The 14563-nt window shown below is 72.3% G+C and carries 13 protein-coding genes; 8 read left to right on the plus strand and 5 right to left on the minus strand.

What is annotated here, in order from left to right:
• Window positions 1-25: 25 nt before the first annotated feature.
• From AB0B96_RS26035 to AB0B96_RS26045, 3 genes are all read left to right on the plus strand, one after another.
• On the plus strand, window positions 26-3454 hold the full coding sequence (locus tag AB0B96_RS26035; protein ID WP_362902606.1) for a BTAD domain-containing putative transcriptional regulator: 3429 nt from the start codon (window positions 26-28) through the stop codon (window positions 3452-3454).
• Window positions 3455-3522: 68 nt separating this feature from the next.
• Window positions 3523-4272 (plus strand): TetR/AcrR family transcriptional regulator, encoded by a 750-nt coding sequence (locus AB0B96_RS26040; protein WP_362902608.1) that lies wholly within the window; start codon window positions 3523-3525, stop codon window positions 4270-4272.
• Window positions 4273-4307: 35 nt separating this feature from the next.
• Entirely contained in the window at window positions 4308-6680 is a 2373-nt protein-coding gene (locus AB0B96_RS26045; protein ID WP_362902610.1) for an SDR family NAD(P)-dependent oxidoreductase, read from the plus strand.
• A gap of 122 nt (window positions 6681-6802) precedes the next feature.
• Here the strand turns inward: AB0B96_RS26045 and AB0B96_RS26050 are convergent, their stop codons facing one another.
• Complete coding sequence (locus AB0B96_RS26050) at window positions 6803-7900, minus strand: cellulose binding domain-containing protein (RefSeq protein WP_362902612.1); 1098 nt, start codon at window positions 7898-7900, stop codon at window positions 6803-6805.
• A gap of 239 nt (window positions 7901-8139) precedes the next feature.
• Window positions 8140-9060: a nucleoside hydrolase gene (locus AB0B96_RS26055; protein WP_362902614.1), complete on the minus strand. Its 921-nt coding sequence runs from the start codon at window positions 9058-9060 to the stop codon at window positions 8140-8142.
• Between the two features lie 214 nt (window positions 9061-9274).
• On the opposite strand from AB0B96_RS26055, the gene AB0B96_RS26060 reads away from it, so the two are divergent.
• The 5 genes from AB0B96_RS26060 (at window position 9275) to AB0B96_RS26080 (ending at window position 13025) form a co-directional block, all read left to right on the plus strand.
• Window positions 9275-9802: an RNA polymerase sigma factor gene (locus AB0B96_RS26060; protein WP_362902616.1), complete on the plus strand. Its 528-nt coding sequence runs from the start codon at window positions 9275-9277 to the stop codon at window positions 9800-9802.
• On the plus strand, window positions 9799-10602 hold the full coding sequence (locus AB0B96_RS26065) for a zf-HC2 domain-containing protein (protein WP_362902618.1): 804 nt from the start codon (window positions 9799-9801) through the stop codon (window positions 10600-10602). The genes AB0B96_RS26060 and AB0B96_RS26065 overlap by 4 nt, the downstream gene beginning before the upstream one ends.
• Entirely contained in the window at window positions 10599-11438 is an 840-nt protein-coding gene (locus tag AB0B96_RS26070) for an ABC transporter ATP-binding protein (protein ID WP_350944293.1), read from the plus strand. The genes AB0B96_RS26065 and AB0B96_RS26070 overlap by 4 nt, the downstream gene beginning before the upstream one ends.
• A 130-nt stretch (window positions 11439-11568) precedes the next feature.
• Entirely contained in the window at window positions 11569-12372 is an 804-nt protein-coding gene (locus tag AB0B96_RS26075; protein WP_362902620.1) for a hypothetical protein, read from the plus strand.
• On the plus strand, window positions 12369-13025 hold the full coding sequence (locus AB0B96_RS26080) for a sensor histidine kinase (RefSeq protein WP_362902622.1): 657 nt from the start codon (window positions 12369-12371) through the stop codon (window positions 13023-13025). Before AB0B96_RS26075 ends, AB0B96_RS26080 begins: the two co-directional genes overlap by 4 nt.
• Window positions 13026-13063: 38 nt before the next feature.
• Here AB0B96_RS26080 and AB0B96_RS26085 read toward each other — a convergent pair whose 3' ends face one another.
• From AB0B96_RS26085 to AB0B96_RS26095, 3 genes are all read right to left on the minus strand, one after another.
• A complete protein-coding gene (locus AB0B96_RS26085; RefSeq protein WP_362902624.1) occupies window positions 13064-13741 on the minus strand; it encodes a metalloregulator ArsR/SmtB family transcription factor in 678 nt (225 codons plus the stop codon).
• A gap of 5 nt (window positions 13742-13746) precedes the next feature.
• Window positions 13747-14235, minus strand: a complete 489-nt coding sequence (locus tag AB0B96_RS26090; protein WP_350944300.1) for a cupin domain-containing protein — start codon at window positions 14233-14235, stop codon at window positions 13747-13749.
• A gap of 158 nt (window positions 14236-14393) precedes the next feature.
• Window positions 14394-14516 carry a hypothetical protein gene (locus AB0B96_RS26095; protein WP_350944302.1) on the minus strand — a complete coding sequence of 41 codons (123 nt, stop codon included), beginning with the start codon at window positions 14514-14516 and terminating at the stop codon, window positions 14394-14396.
• Window positions 14517-14563: the final 47 nt, after the last annotated feature.

Here is a 14563-nt window from a genome sequence, read left to right on the forward strand (position 1 = left end):
AGCGCCCGGGGTTATCGTGGCCTTCATGCGTTTTGGGGTTCTTGGGCCGCTCGCCGTGTGGACGACCGCCGGCGAGCCGGTGGCGATCCCCGGGCTGAAGGTCCGGACCCTGCTCGCCGACCTCCTCGCGCACGAGGGACGCCCGGTGCCCGCCGACCGGCTGGTCGACGACCTGTGGGGCGACGATCCGCCGGGCAACCCGACCGGCGCCCTCTCGGCCAAGGTCTCGCAGCTGCGCAGGGTGCTGGAGGACGCCGAACCCGGCTGCCGGGACCTGGTCGTCCGTCATCCGGCGGGCTACGTGCTGAGGGCCGACACCGACGTGGCCGACTTCCTGCGCCTGCTCGACGAGGCGGCCCTCGCGGGGGATCCACGGGTCAGGGCGGCGCTGCTGTCCGACGCGCTGGCGTCGTGGCGCGGCCCCGCGTTCGCCGACTTCGGCGACGAGCCGTTCGCACGCCCCGCGATCACGAGGCTGCTGGAACGGTGGCTCACCGCGCAGGAGGAGCACGCGGAGACACGGCTGGAGCTGGGCGAGCACGTCCGGCTCGCGGGAGAGCTCGGCGACCTGCTCGCCGCCCACCCGTTCAGGGAGCGGCTGCGCGCCGCGCACATGCGTGCCCTGTACCGCTCAGGACGGCAGAGCGAGGCGCTGGACAGCTACGAGGAGCTGCGCGTCCTGCTCGCCGACGAGCTGGGCCTGGATCCGGGCGCCGACCTGGTCACCCTGCACCGGGCCGTCCTCACCCAGGACCCGGCGCTCGCCGCGTCCGCCCCTCTCCCCGACAGGCCGGGCACCAATCTCCCCGCGCCACTCACCGACCTGATCGGCAGGGAGGAGGCCGTCGCCGAGATCCGCACCCTGCTGGAGACGGAACGGCTGGTGACACTCACCGGTCCCGGCGGCGTGGGCAAGACCCGCCTCGCGATCGAGACCGCCAGACATCTGACCGCCCCGGGTCCTTCCGGCACCGCCCCCTCCGCCTCCCACGCCCCCGGCACCGCCTCCTCGGTCACCACCGCTCCCGGAACCGTCGCTCCCGGCAACGCCCCTTCCAGCACCGTCCCCTCCAGCACCGTCTCCTCCAGCACGGCCCTCTCCGGCACCGTCGCTCCCGGCCTCGTACGTGACGGGGTGTGGCTGGTCGAACTCGCCGCGCTCGACCGTCCCGGCGACGAAGACGTGGTCCACCGGCTGGCTGAGACGATCATGACGGTGCTGGACGTCCAGGACGCCGCGGGTGGCGCGGGGCCGGTGACCGCCGCCGACCGGCTCACCGAGGCGCTGCGCCCCCGGAGGCTGCTGCTGGTGCTGGACAACTGCGAGCACGTCGTCGAGCCGGTCGCCGAGCTGGCCGGATCGCTGCTGCGCGCCGCCCCCGGCCTGCGGATCCTCACGACCAGCCAGGAGTCGCTCGCCCTGCCCGGCGAGGTGGTCTGGAGCGTCCCACCGCTGGAGGTGCCCGGCCGGGCCTTCGACGACATCCCCGAGCTGGAACGAACCGGGTCCGTGCGGCTGTTCGTGGCACGCGCGTCCGCCGCGGCCAGGGGGTTCACCCTCGACACGGACACCGCTCCGGCGGTCGCGGCGCTGTGCCGCAGGCTGGACGGCATCCCGCTCGCGCTTGAGCTGGCCGCGACGAGGGTCCCCGCCCTCGGGGTGCACGGTCTTGTCGCCCGCCTCGATGATCGTTTCAGGTTGCTGGCCACCGGGCATCGGGGCGTCCCACCGCGCCAGCAGACCCTGACGGCGATGATCGACTGGAGCTGGGAGCTGCTGACCGGGGCCGAGCGCGCCGTCCTGCGCCGCCTCGCCGTACACGCGGACGGCTGCGACCTGGAGGCCGCCGAGGCCATCTGCGCGGATGACGACGTCCCCGCCGCGGACGTACTCGACCTGGTGGCACGGCTGGTGAACCGGTCGCTGGTGGTGATGGTGGACGGTGCCGACGGGCCGAGATACCGGCTGCTGGAGTCGGTGGCGGCGTACTGCGTCGAGCGTCTCCAGCGGGCCGGGGAGTACGAGCGGGTGCGGCTGCGGCACCTGCGCCACTACACCGACCTGGTCGAACGGGCCGAGCCGCGTCTCTACCGGGCGGACCAGCGGCGCTGGCTGCGGCGTCTCGACTCCGACGCCGCGAACATCCGCGCCGCGCTGAACGCGGCCGTCAGGAACGGCGACGCGGAGGGCGCGCTGCGCCTCGTCGGCGCGATGGGCTGGTACTGGTTCCTGCGCGGCCGGCTGACCGAGGCCCACCGATCCCTGGCGGCGGCACTCGCCGTCCCCTGCGGACCCCCCGCCGTCTCGTTCGCCGCCCTCCGGGCCAAGGCTCTCACCTGGAAGGCCGTGATCGCGCTCCTCCGAGGTGACGTCGCCGCCGCCGACCGGGAGCGGCTTCGCGGGGCCGCCCTGGAGGCGTACGAGAAGGCGGACGATCCCGGCGGGCGTGCCAGGGCGTGGTGGATCCTCGCCTACGCGGGGGTCGACCTCGGTGACCTGTCCGCCGCCGCGGACCTTCTGGACCGGGCGCTCCCCGCCTTCGAGGCGCTCGGTGACCGCTGGGGAACGGCCGCCGCCCTCGCCCTGCGGGCCAAACTCGCCCACGTACGCGGTGACCTGGACGGGCTCGGACGCGACGGCGAGCGCAGCGCGCGGATCTTCGACGAGCTCGGGGAGCGCTGGGGGCAGCTGGAGTCCGGCGGCTGGCTCGGCGCGCTGGCCGAGATGACCGGCGACCTCGACCGGGCCGAACGGCTGCAGCGTGACGGCATGCGCCTCGCCGAGGAGCTCGGGTTGTGGACGGAGCTCGCCGGGCGGCTGGGCTGGCTGGGCTGGATCGCACTGCAGCGCGGCGACTACGCGCGGGCGGCGGAGTGGAGCGAGAGGTCGCTGCGGCTCACCCTGGAGCAGGGTCACCGGGCCGGGCAGACCTTCGCCCGGATGGGTCTCGCCTTCGCCGCGCGCAGGGACGGCCGCCTCGACGTCGCCGAGACCCACCTGCGCGACGTGCTGGACCACACCCCTCCCGACTCCGGGGAGCCGCCGCCCTACCTTCCGATGATCATGACCGAGCTCGGCTTCGTCGCCGAGGGGCGCGGTGACGCGGCGGCGGCCCTCGACATGCACCTGGTCGCCCTCGATCTGATGGCGAGGTTCGACGGGACCAGGGAGATGACGGTCGCCGTGTACGGCCTGGCCGGGGCGCTCGCCGTCGCCGGACTCCACAACCGGGCCGCCCGGCTCCTGGGCGCGGGCGCCGCGGCCCTCGCGTCCGGTCCCATGCCCCTCACCTCCGTGGAGAGCGGCGACGTCGACCGGATCACCGCGCGGGTCCGTGACGCGCTGGGTGAGGAGCGCTTCGCCGCGGAACGCGAACGCGGCACCGCGCTCACCCCCGAGCAGATCAGGTCCCTCGCCGTCATACCGGAAGGCGCCGCGTCCTCGTTGGCCTGAATCCCCGGGCGGCGAAATCAATCTCGTGATGGATTACGAAGACCGACGGTCCTGGCAGACTGTCCGGCATGAGGAAGAGCACGGAGAACGGGGAGAACAGGGGAGACGGGGGCGACGGAGAGCGGGGGGAAGACGTCTCCGCGCCCCGGCCGCGCCGCAGGGGGCGCCCGCCCAGGGACCGCTCGGCCCCCACCACGCGCGACCGCGTGCTCACCGAGGCGACCGCCCTCTTCGCCAGGTACGGGGCCGACGGCGTCTCCATGCGCGACATCGCCGCTCAGGTCGGGATCGACGTCTCCAGCGTGCACCACCACTTCCCTTCGAAGTCGTCCCTGTACGACGCCTGCTTCGCCCGCGTCTTCGAGCTGGAGCAGGCGACGCTCACGCCGCCGGTGCGCGCCTTCCTCGCCGCCGTGCGCTCGGAACGCCCGGGCGACGTCGTGGACGCGATGCACGACCTGGTGGACGCGTTCGTCGACTTCCTCGACGACCACCCCCAGACCACGTTCCTGTGGCTGCGGCGGTGGCTGGACCCCACCCTCCACCTCTCCCTGGACGAGGCGTACTCGCTGCCGATCTACGGGGAGATCGAGTGCGCCCTGCTGGAGGCGGCCACCCGCGGTCTCGTCGTCGAGCCGACGCCGCACATCACCGTGCGCAGCCTGGTCTGGGCGGCCCACGGCCACGTGACCGCCCTGAGCGCCCGCGGCGGCGACGCCGTGACCGCCGATCGCGAGAGGCGCGAGTTCCGCGCCTACGCCCACCGTTTCGTCGACCGGCTCTACGCACCCCCTGGCGCCGGCGGCTCAGACGGCTAATATTCCATCATCCGATGGAATATGGGAGGCGACGGATGAGCGCAGGGGAAGCGACCGCCGACGACATGCCGGGCACGGAGACGACCGTCGGCGGCGAGGCCGGAGCGGCCCCTGGGACGGCGCCTGAGACGGCCCCTGGGACAGCCACCACCCGCGAAGGCACCCACGACGTGAGGGTGACCGCCGACCGCGAAGGCGTCACCGGCCGAGGAGTGACCGCCCTTGACGACGTACCCGGTCAAGAGGTGCCCCCCGGCCGCGACGGCGTGCCCGGCCGGGGGACGACGGCCGTCGTCGGCGGCGGCGCGGCGGGCATAGCGGCGGCGAAGGCCCTCATCGAGGCCGGTCTGCCCGTCCTCGGCATCGAACGCGCCAACTCCCTCGGCGGCCTGTGGCGGCTGGAGGCCGACACCGCGTCCTACGAGGGCCTGCGCCTCAACACGAGCAGGCCGCGCACCGAGTTCTCCGACTTCCCGATGCCCGCCGAGTGGCCCGACTATCCGACCCGCGCCCAGATGCTCGAATACCTGCGCTCGTACGCCGACCGTTTCGGGGTCGGCGAGCGCTTCCGTTTCGGCACGACGCTGGAATCGGCCCGGCGCACCGAGAACGGCTGGGAGCTGGAGCTGACCGGTCCCGGCGGGCCGTACCGCGAGACGGTGGAGCACCTGGTGGTGGCGAACGGCCACAACCACGAGCCCCGGCTGCCCGAACCGCCCTACCCGGGGACGTTCACCGGCACCGAGTCGCACGCGCACGACTACGTCACCCCCGCCGAGCTGGCGGGCAGGCGCGTGCTCGTCGTGGGCACCGGCAACTCCGCGATGGACATCGCCGCCGAACTGACCGACCACGCGTCCGCCGTGCTGCTGTCGGCGAGACGAGGCGTCTGGGTGCTGCCCAAGCGGCTGCTGGGCCGGCCCTCCGACCAGCTCAACGGCGCCCTCGCGGCCCTCCTGCCCTGGCGGGTGCGGCAGGTGGTCTCCCAGGCGGTGCTCAGGGTCGCCGACAGGAAACCCGCCGGGCCGCGTCTGCCCGCTCCCCGCCAGGGTGTGCTTCAGGACCACCCCACCCTGAGCGACTCCGTTCCCCGCCTGGTCGCGGAGGGAAGGGTGCTCGCGCGCCAGGGCATCGCGCGCCTGGACGGCTCGCGGGTCCATTTCACCGACGGGCAGGTGGACGAGGTCGACCACATCGTCTGGTGCACCGGCTACCGGGCCGTGACCCCGTTCCTCGACACCTCCGCCACCGCCGCCACCGCCGCCGGCACCACCACCGGCACCGGCACGGCGCCCGACCCGGCGAGCACGCTGCTCTACCGCCACGTCTTCCCCATCGGCGACGACTCGATCAGCTACGTCGGGCTGATGCAGTCGACCGGTTCGGCACTGCCCGTCGTCGAGGCGCAGGGCCGCCTCCTCGCCGCCGTACGCGCCGGAACCCACCGGCTGCCCGACCCCGAGACCGCGCGCAGGATCGCCTCCGCCGAACTCGACGCCGCCCGAGAGCGTTGGGGGCAGCGCAGGCCCCACATGCGAATCGACGTCGACCAGTATCTCCGCGTCATGCGGCGCGAGCTGCGCGCCTCCCCCTCCCGCGCGCTCGCCGGGCGCCGGATCCTGGTCACCGGCGCGGCCGGCACCTTCGGCAGGGCGATGAGCGCGCGGTTCACCGCCCAGGGCGCGCACGTGGTCGGCCTGGACATCGCCCGCCCCGACGACTCCGACATCCCGATCATCGCCTGCGACATCACTTCCTCCGAATCCGTCGACGCGGCGGTGGCCGAGGCGGCGGCCCTGCTGGGCGGCATCGACCTGCTGGTCAACAATGCCGGCCGGGGCGGGCCGGCACCGGCCGAACTCGCCCCGGGCGACGAGGTGGAGGCGCAGCTGCGGCTGAACCTGCTCGGTGCCTGGCGGGTGACGGCGGCGGTCATGCCCCACCTGGTGCGTGCGCGCGGGCAGGTGGTCTTCATCGCCTCACGGATGGCGGTCCTGCCCCTGCCGCTGGCGGCGGCGTACGGCGTCTCCAAGCGCGCCCTCGCCGCCTACGCCGACGCGCTCCGGCTGGAGGTCGGCACGCACGTCGGCGTGACGACCGTCTACCCGAGCATGGTCCGCAGCCCGATCCACGACAGTACGCGCCAGGCCGGGCTCTCCCTGGACGCGGTGTCCCGGCCGGAGCCCGTCGAGGGCGTGGTCGACGCGATCGTCCGCGCCGTCACCGCCCGCCGCGCCCCGCGCGACGTGGCGACCACCGTCCGGGGACGTGTGGAGATGATGGTCGGCAGGCACGCCCCCTCCCTCGCCGACCGTCTCGTCCGCCGCACCGTCGCCGCCCGCGTGGCGGCCGGTGACTTCGCGAACGCCCCCCTCGCGGCGGGAATGGTGAGCAGGCACCGCGGCTAGCCCTCGTCGCGGCGTACGCCCTCCCGGCCCGGGACATCCTCCGGATGGCCCGGTGACGGGTCCGGTAACCTCCTCGACCTGTTCGAGCACGCCTTGAGGCAGCGCGCGAAACCGAGCCGAGGTCAGGAAAGGGTGGTGCAGACATAGGGCGAGGGCCACTGGGAAACGCCGGGTGGGCGGACGGCCTGGAAGCCGAAGTTCGCACTGGCCCCGGGCGCGAGGGAGCCGTTGTAGCTCAGGTTGCGAGCGGTGACGGTCTGCCCCTTGGTGGTCACGGTCGCACCCCAGGAGCCGATGAGGCTGTGCCCGGCCGGCAGCGTGACGGTGACGGTCCAGTCGTGGATCGTGGAGGGACCGGTGTTGGTCACTCTGACCGGATCGACCGTGTATATGTTGTTCCCCCCGTACAACACGGTGGCTGTGGCCGAGCAGCTTCCGGCGGCGATGATGCCGTAGGAGAAGTTGTTCACCGCCAGGCCGGTCTGGCCGACCCACGGCTCGAAGCCCGCCTGGACGCTGGTGAGATACCACGACCGCTGGGCATGGCCGCGACTGATCGCGTCGTCGACGAAGGTACTGACGGCGAAGCCGATCGACGCGGTCGCCGAGGAGCGGACGTAGGAGATCACGTTCCAGCCGACGTTGCCGTACCAGACCTCCCAGCTCGCCCCGGCGAGGCTGACCGTACCCACTCGGGAGCCGATCGGCTGGATCGGCCCCACCCGGTTCAGCCAGACCGTGATCTCCGCACCGGTGTTCTGGCCGTCCGTCCGGGGAGCCGGGTCGAGCCAGATGTCGTAGGACGCGTTGTACACGCCGCCGCTCGGATAGGTCATGTGGACGCTGGTCTGGATGCCGTTGAACCGGCTGTCACTGATCCGCATGGGCAGGCCGCTGCCGGAGGTGCACCGGCCGCGGTGACAACCGGCGAAGATCGACGGGTAGGAGCCCGGCGCGCCGTCGGTCGCTCTGTCGTGGCTCGCCTCCGTCACCGAGAAACCGAGGTCCGTGACGTTGACGCACTGCTCGGTGTCGTCGCTCCAGTTGTTGTTCTGGACGTAGTACTTCCCGTTCTGGATGACGGTGGCGCCGTCCTTCTCGCAGATCGTCGTGTCGGCACGCGCCGGAGCGGCGACCGCTCCGGACCCGAGGACCAGGCCGAGGACGGCCAGGACCGTCACGATGACCCGCCTCACTCCACGTTCTCTCGTACGCCTCATGCTGACACCGCTTCCGGTCGCGGATTGGTGGGGAGCGCCCGCATAGTTCGCACCATAGAACTGTTCCTCCCCATCGCAAGCTCCCCCGGCCCGCCGCCACGGTCCCCATGGGGCCACCAGGCCCGATTGGCTCCGGCACGTTCCCCGTCAGGTGAAAGTTCCACTCGCGCTCTCTGCCCACGGCGCGTCCAACCTTCCGGTGGACGTCAGGGGGCGGGCGTCCCGGCGGCTCGAACCCCTCAGCTCGACGGGGTGGCCGAGCCGATCCGCGTGACGTAGAGGTCCCAGAACCGGTCCGGGTCCACCTCCAGCACGGTGCGGCCGTCCGAATCGGAGACGATCTCGGGACGGAGGAAGACCGCCGCGGCCACGGCGTCCCAGACGAACGCCCGATGTCCCGGGTCACCGGCGAAGAGCGGCCCCTGCAGTTCCTTGAAGAGCCTCCTGACCGGGGTCTCCTCGCCCGCGACCACCCGCTCGTAGGTCCGCCTGTCCAAGGTGAGCCGCTGCGCCGCCTCCAGTGTGACGACCAGTTCGCGCCGGAACGGGGCCTCGAACACGACCCGGGACGCCTCGGGGTCGAACCAGCGGTTGAACTCCTCACCCTCGGTGTCGGCTCCCAGATGGACGACCTCCCTGACCAGGGGGACCATGTCGGGGTGCTCCCGTACGGCGCGTGCCAGGTTGGTGGCCGGGCCGAGCGCGAAGACGGTCACCTCGCCGGGGTGGCGCCGCACCTGGTCGGCGATGAAGTCGGAGGCGCTGCCCGCCGCGGGCCGGGTCGTCGCGTAGCCACCGTGCGGCGGAGTGGCCAGCGCGCGGTGGGACGCCGGTCGCGGCCGGTCCAGGGCTCCGTCGTAGTCGTCCCTCGGCTCCGGCGTATTGCTCTCGCCGGTCACCACGGGGATGTCGGCCCTGCCGATGAGCTCCAGCTGGCGCAGCGCGTACGCGGTGCCCTCCTCCGGCCAGGTGTTGCCGCCCACGGTGGTGACCCCGAGCACCTCCACCCCTTCGGCGGCGGCCAGCAGGAACATGGCCTGGGCGTCGTCGTTCAGCTCGCCCATGTCCGCGTCGATGATGATTTTCCCGGTGCCGGGGGGCCCGTCGAGCGGCACCCCCGGCGAGCACGACGCCGTGGCGCACACCGTGGACAGCACCACCAGCGAAAATAGTATTTTCCTTCTCATGCCTCACTTGTCGGGCGTAACACCGCATTCGGTTCGTTCCATGCGGTGAACCGCCGGGGCCGCCGAACACGACAGCCCCCGGATCCCCGGACACGGCGAACCCGTACGGCACCGGACACCACGAAACCGTGAACCGCCGGAGCGGCCGGATGCGACAGAGAGGCATGACACCGTTGAAGGGGCTCCCATGAGTGAGCACGAGAGCTGGACGGACGCTCGACTGCTCGAGGCCGTCGCCGACGGGGACCGCCGGGCCCTGGAGGTCCTTTACGCCCGGCACGCACCCTGGCTCGTCATCCGGCTCACCCGGCGGTGCGCCGATCCGGCGCTGGTGGACGAGGCGCTCCAGGACACCTTCGTGGCCGTCTGGCGCACGGCACGCACCTGGAAGGGCAAGGGAGAGGTGGCCGCGTGGATCTGGGGCATCGGCATCCGCCGCCTGCTGGACCAGCTCCGCCGTCGTCCGGCGATGCCACTGCCCGCCTACGAGCAGGTCATGGTCTCGGCCGAGGAGCAGGTGCTGCTCGGCATCGAGTACGGCGAGCTCGGCCAGGCGATGGGCCGGCTCTCCCCCGAGCTGCGCGCGGTGGTCCAGGCGACGGTCCTGGACGGCCTGACCACCCGTGAGGCCGGGCGGCTGCTCGGTATCCCCGCCGGGACCGTCAAGACCCGGATGATGCGCGCGAAGGCACTGCTGAGGGAGGAACTGGTATGAGCACCTGGCACATGGACGACGGCCTGGCCGTCAGGTACGCCGACGGGGAGCTGAACCCGACCCTGGCCGCCTCGGTCGAGGCCCACCTGCTGGCCTGCGATCAATGCCGGAGCCTGCTCGCGCCCCAGGTACCGCGCCCTCGGCTGGACCGGGTCTGGGCGGAGGTGGCCGACGCGGTGGACGCGCCCGTGCCGGGACCGTTCGAGCGGCTGCTGCGGGCGATCGGTGTCCACGAGCACACGGCCCGCCTGCTGGGCGCCGCCCACTCGCTACGCCTGCCGTGGATCGCGGCCAGCGCCGTGGCGCTCCTGTTCGCCGCGTTGGCCTCGGGAGAGATGACGCGGCAGGGGCTGCTCGTCTATCTCACGCTGGCCCCGATCCTGCCGGTCGCCGGGGTCGCCGTGGCCTTCGGCAGGGACGGTGATCCGGCCCACGAGATCGGCCTGGCGGCTCCGTACTCGATGTTCCGGCTGATGCTGATCCGCGCCGCCGCGGTGCTGACGTCCTCGTCGGCGCTGGCGTTGGTGACGGGCCTCGGCCTGCTGGACCACGACTGGACCGCGGCCGCGTGGCTGCTGCCCTCACTCGCCCTCACCTCGCTGACCCTCGCCCTGTCCAGCCGGTTCGATCCGCGCCACTGCGGGGCCGCCGTGGCGGCGACCTGGCTGGTCGTGGCCGTCTCCGTCAACCTTCGCGAGCCGAGCCTGGCGATGTTCGGCGGCGTCGGCCAGGTGGGCTACCTGGTCGTCACCTTCGTGTCCGTCGCGCTTCTCTTCTTTCGCCGCAGGGAGTTCTCATGATCGAGGCAGTCGGCCTGGTGAAGGCCTACGGCCGCGACCGGGTCCTGGACGGGCTCACCTTCACCGTGGGCAAGGGAGTGACCGGCCTGCTCGGGCCGAACGGCGCGGGCAAGACCACGCTCGTCAGGATGCTGGCGACGGTGCTCGCACCGGACGGGGGCGAGCTGAGACTGCTCGGCCGGAACCCGGCCGGGGACCTGCTGGAGATCCGGCGGCGGCTGGGGTACCTGCCGCAGGAGCCGGGATACCAGCGAGGGTTCACCGTCTTCGAGTTCGTCGACTACGTGGCGATCCTGAAGGAGATGGTGGAGCGGCGGGCACGGCACGACGAGGTGCGCCGGGTGATCGAGGAGGTCGGGCTGACCTCCGTGAGCGGTAAGCGGATCCGGACGCTGTCGGGCGGGATGCGGCGGCGGCTGGGCATCGCGCAGGCGCTGCTCGGCGACCCCGAGCTGATCCTGCTGGACGAGCCGACCGTCGGTCTGGACGCCGAACAGCGGCTCCGGTTCCGCGAGCTGATCTCGCACATCGGACAGGACCGCACCGTCGTGCTCTCCACCCACCAGACCGAGGACGTTTCCGCCCTGTGCAACCGGGTGGTCGTGCTCAAGGCGGGACGGTGCGCGTTCGAGGGCACACCCGAGCAGCTCCGGACCCTGGCCGAGGGCAGGGTCTGGCTGTCCACGGAGAAGTCGGGGGTGCTCTCCTGGCGTACCGGTGAAGGACTGTTCCGCAACATCGGGCCCGCTCCCGAGGGGGCCCGGCCGGCCGAACCGACCGTGGAGGACGGCTACCTGCTGCTGCTCGGCGACAAGGCGACGGCGGCGACGGCATGACCTGCGACCACGATCCCCGTCCCCGGCCCGCGGGCCGGGGACGGACGACGGCACGGACACCAGCCCGGGCAGGCGCGCCGCCCCGGGTACGGACACGCGGACCGGCCGTCCGGCCGCGGAAAGGACTGTCATGACAGGCTCGTCGTCGCTCGCCGGCCGGTGGCCCGCCACCACGCGTCACGCGGTGCCCGCGCTGGCCTACGCCGAGCTCCGGCGGCTGCTCCGCCACCCGCTCACCCTGCTCGGGCCCGCGCTGATGACGGCGGGGCTGCTCGGCCACACCTGGGAGTGGCCGCAGGACTCCTTCAGGATGATCACCGCTCAGATGGTGATGATATGGGGCGTACCTGCGTTCTTCGCCGCGAACCTCACCGGTACCGCGGCACACCGGGCGGGCACGGACGAGTTGCTGTCCACCGCCCCGGTCGACCGCGCGCACCGTACGGCCGCCGCCTGCCTGGCCGCCCTCGGACCGTTCGTGCTGGCCTGCCTGTTCCAGGCGGTGCTGCTGCGCCTCTGCCTGATGTTCCAGGTGGACCTGGGACATGCTCCCACGGTGTGGGAGATGGCCGCCGCGCCGCTGTGCGTGCTCGGAGCCACGCTCCTGGGGACCGCGACCGCCCGCTGGGCACCCCGCCAGGGCGTGCCGTTCGCGGTCATGTCCGTACTGGTCGGTTTCAACTACATCGTCTATCAGGGCTCCGAGCGTTTCCTCGGCTTCCTCGTGGAGTTCGTGCTGTGGACCTCCCCCATGTGGACGTTCCAGAAGGCCGAGGGGTCGGCGCTCTGGCACGCGGTCTACCTGCTGGCGCTGAGCCTGGGAGCGGCGGCGCTGGCGATGCTGCGCGACTCGGCCCGGCGTGGGTTCTGGCTCGGGATCGGCGCGACGCTGCTCCTGACCGCGGCGCTCTCCGGCATCTGGCAGCTGCCGTGACCGCCGTCACCGATCAGGAGGGCACGCCGACGACCGTGCTGGCCCGTGTCCGTGAAGAGGAGCGCCGCCGACTGTGCCGGGATCTGCACGACGGGCTCGGCCACGCGCTGACCGAGATGGCGATGGTCGTCAACATGGCCAGGATCAGCCTGCACACCGCCCCCGCCTCGACCGACCGCCTGCTGGCGGAACTGCGCGACGGCATGGACGCGGTCGGCCAGGAGATCAGAGAGCTGGTACACGGCCTGTACCCGCCCGCCCTGGACGCGCTCGGCCTGGCCGGAGCCGTGCGGGCACTGGCGGACAACGGACCCTCGGTGATCGTCGAGACCGAGGGCGACCTGTCCGGCCTGCCCTCGGCCGTCGAGGTGGCCGCGTACCGCATCGCGCAGGAGGCGCTCACCAACGTCCGCCGGCACGCCGGGGCCCGCTCGGCGACGATCTCGCTCCGGCGTGACGACTCCTTCCTCACGGTCCGGGTCCGCGACGACGGGAGCGGGCCGCCCCCGGCTCCCCGTCCGGGGATCGGTCTCGCCTCGATGCGTGAGCGCGCCCGCGAACTCGGCGGAACCTGCGTGATGGGCCCCGCACCGGGCGGCGGCGCACTCGTGAAGGCCGTGCTCCCCCTGTCGACCGCTGTCTCCGCGCCGTGAGGACCTCGGATCGCCGCCCCCGCGGTTCCCCGGATCCGTCACGGGCCCGAGAGGGTGGAACCGGTCTGCAGCCGGTTGCCCGTACGACGCCAGCGGGCGAGTCCGCCGTCCAGCGGGCGTGCCCGGAAGCCGTGGTCGCGCAGCAGCCGCACCGCCTCCGGGGAGACCACGCAGTAGGGGCCGCCGCAGTAGGCCACGATCTCGACGTCCCCGGGCAGCTCGTCGAGACGGTCCCGCAGCTCGGCCAGCGGAACCGAGACCGCCCCCGGCACATGGCCGAGGGCGTGGTCGGCGGCCGAACGGACGTCGACGATCACGATGTCGGGGTCGGTGAGACGTCCGGCGAGTTCCTCGGCGGTCACCGCCTCCAGGACGGCGACCTCGCCGAGGTGTTCGGAGACCGCCTCACGCAGGTCGGCGAGTCTTTCGGCGGCGAAGTCCTGCAGCTCGCCCAGAAACCGGGAGACCCGCTCGTCGGCGAGCCGGTAGTAGATCCGCGTACCGTCCCTGCGGCTCGTCACCAGGTGGGCGGCGCGCAGCTGCTGCAGCTGGGCCGAGGTGTTCTTCAGCGGGATGTCGGCCGCCTCCGACAGCTGCTCGACGGTGCGCTCCCGCTGGTCGAGCACGTCGAGCAGCCTGAGCCGGACGGGACTGGCCAGCGTCCTGCCGATCCGCGCCAGCTGCCGGTAGATCGGCTCCTCGCGAAACTCCGTCATGGCCGTCAGACCATGTACTGGTCGTGGCGCAGGTAGACGTCCGTCCACTCCTCGTCGGTGAGCCGGCGCCCGCTGCTCGCGATCTCGGCGAGTTCCTCGAAGTACGCCTCGCGCGGCGCGCCCGGGGCGAAGAGCAGGAGCATCGAGGCCGGTTCGCCGGACTCGTTGCGGAAGCTGTGCACCCCGCCCTCGGGGACGTACAGGAAGTCTCCCGCCGTCGCGTCGGTCCAGGACTTCCCGTCGAACAGCCGTACCGTCCCCGAGAGCACGAAGAAGGACTCGGAGATCGTCCGGTGGAAGTGGGGCGCCGGACCGGAGGGTTTTGGCCCCATGTCCCAGCGGTACAGGCCGAACTGCCCGTTCGTCGAGGCGCCGGTGCCCAGATAGCGCACCGTCGTGCCACCGATCACCAGATCCGGCCCCGCGCTCGCCGGCCTGAACACCCCGCTGCTCTCGCCCGCCTCGTCCAGGTAACGAGCCTCCGGATACGACATCGCACTCCCCGTCCTATGAGGAAATATTCTAAAAGACTATAGAACACGGGGATAAAGGAATGAAAGGTGTCACACGAGGCGGGCACCGATGCGAACGGTCCCGCCGACTCCGGTCGGCGGATCACCCGGCGCGACGTCCACCACGGACGCCGGGCGGGTCAGCGGAGAAACAGGTTCAGCACGACCGTGAGGAGAATCGAGAGCAGCACGGAGACGAGGATCATGGTCAGGCAGCCGGCCCAGCCGCCCAGGATCCTGACCTCCGTGTTTCCGATGCGCATGTCCACGCGTTACCCGGTGACGACCTCGGAAAACCGGCCCCCGACGC

Source organism: Streptosporangium sp. NPDC049046 (assembly GCF_040649155.1).
In the GTDB taxonomy this organism is placed as follows: Bacteria; Actinomycetota; Actinomycetes; order Streptosporangiales; family Streptosporangiaceae; genus Streptosporangium.

Excerpts from the sequence above, each read along its gene's own strand:
- AB0B96_RS26035 (WP_362902606.1), top strand. The coding sequence starts at position 26 with ATGCGTTTTGGGGTTCTTGGGCCGCTCGCCGTGTGGACGACCGCCGGC.
- AB0B96_RS26040 (WP_362902608.1), top strand. The coding sequence starts at position 3,523 with ATGAGGAAGAGCACGGAGAACGGGGAGAACAGGGGAGACGGGGGCGAC.
- AB0B96_RS26045 (WP_362902610.1), top strand. The coding sequence starts at position 4,308 with ATGAGCGCAGGGGAAGCGACCGCCGACGACATGCCGGGCACGGAGACG.
- AB0B96_RS26050 (WP_362902612.1), bottom strand. The coding sequence starts at position 7,900 with ATGAGGCGTACGAGAGAACGTGGAGTGAGGCGGGTCATCGTGACGGTC.
- AB0B96_RS26060 (WP_362902616.1), top strand. The coding sequence starts at position 9,275 with ATGAGTGAGCACGAGAGCTGGACGGACGCTCGACTGCTCGAGGCCGTC.
- AB0B96_RS26065 (WP_362902618.1), top strand. The coding sequence starts at position 9,799 with ATGAGCACCTGGCACATGGACGACGGCCTGGCCGTCAGGTACGCCGAC.
- AB0B96_RS26070 (WP_350944293.1), top strand. The coding sequence starts at position 10,599 with ATGATCGAGGCAGTCGGCCTGGTGAAGGCCTACGGCCGCGACCGGGTC.
- AB0B96_RS26075 (WP_362902620.1), top strand. The coding sequence starts at position 11,569 with ATGACAGGCTCGTCGTCGCTCGCCGGCCGGTGGCCCGCCACCACGCGT.
- AB0B96_RS26085 (WP_362902624.1), bottom strand. The coding sequence starts at position 13,741 with ATGACGGAGTTTCGCGAGGAGCCGATCTACCGGCAGCTGGCGCGGATC.
- AB0B96_RS26090 (WP_350944300.1), bottom strand. The coding sequence starts at position 14,235 with ATGTCGTATCCGGAGGCTCGTTACCTGGACGAGGCGGGCGAGAGCAGC.
- AB0B96_RS26095 (WP_350944302.1), bottom strand. The coding sequence starts at position 14,516 with ATGCGCATCGGAAACACGGAGGTCAGGATCCTGGGCGGCTGGGCCGGC.